Source organism: Amycolatopsis sp. SID8362, assembly GCF_010550475.1.
In the GTDB taxonomy this organism is placed as follows: domain Bacteria; phylum Actinomycetota; class Actinomycetes; order Mycobacteriales; family Pseudonocardiaceae; genus Amycolatopsis; species Amycolatopsis eburnea.
Genome location: NZ_JAAGNB010001491.1, coordinates 1 through 889 on the forward strand (window position 1 = coordinate 1; position 889 = coordinate 889).

Below are 889 nucleotides of genomic sequence, written 5' to 3' on the forward strand. Positions count from 1 at the left end.
CCGACGTTGCGCGCGCTGGCCGCCGCCGGGGACGAAGCCGGCACGGTGACCACGCTGCTGGACTGGCTCGCGCTCGAGCCGGACGTCGCCGACGACGTCGTCCAGGCCCGGCTGGTGGCGCTGCACGTGGCGACGCGCGGGCTGCTCGCGCAGGCGCCTTCGGTCGACCAGCGGGTCGACCTGGTGCAGGTCAGCGCCGATTCGCGGACGTTGCTGGACATGACGCGCAGCCGGGCCGAGGACAAGCTGACCGGGCTGCAGGCGAACTACTTCGGCGCGTTCTACAAGGCGTCGTGGCGCGCCAGCGACTGGATGTGGGGCCGCGTCGACGGTGCCGGCTGGCTGGTCCAGTGCCTGCTCGACCCGGTCCGCCTCGAGACGCTGCGGGACATCCTCGGCCGGGACCGGTTCCGCGACGAGCTGGTCGCCGCGTTCGGCGCGGACTGGCGCCCGCCGGACGAGCGGGACCGCTGCACGCCTGCCGAGGCGGCGCAGCTGCGCGACCAGCTGACCGCCGAGCTGGCCTTCCTCGGGCTCGACGCCGATCTGAAGCCGGTCGAGTTCGGCACCGAACGGCCGGTCGGCCTGCCGGTCACGGCGATGGTGCTGGCCAGGGCGAGGCAGGCCGAGATCGCGGCGGAGGAGCTGCCGGTCGTCACGCTCACCTCGCGCTACGACGCCGACGACCGCCGGGACATCGGGGAGGCACTGGCGAAGGAACGGCCCCCGGCCGACGTCGGCGGCGCGCAGGCGCGGTTCCAGGCCTGCCGCGTCTCGGCGGAGAAGCTCGCCGGCGAGCAGGGCACCGCGCGGCTGACCCGCACGCTGGTCTCGCTCGGCGCGGCTACGGTGAACGCGGGGACCGTCGCGTTCCGCCTGCCCGGCGGCT

Annotated in this window: 1 protein-coding gene; it reads left to right on the plus strand. The window is 75.1% G+C overall.

Annotation, left to right across the window (positions count from 1 at the left end; translation table 11 throughout):
* Positions 1–889: DUF3376 domain-containing protein (locus tag G3I65_RS45790; RefSeq protein WP_160701652.1), on the plus strand; the 889-nt coding region annotated here is incomplete at both ends.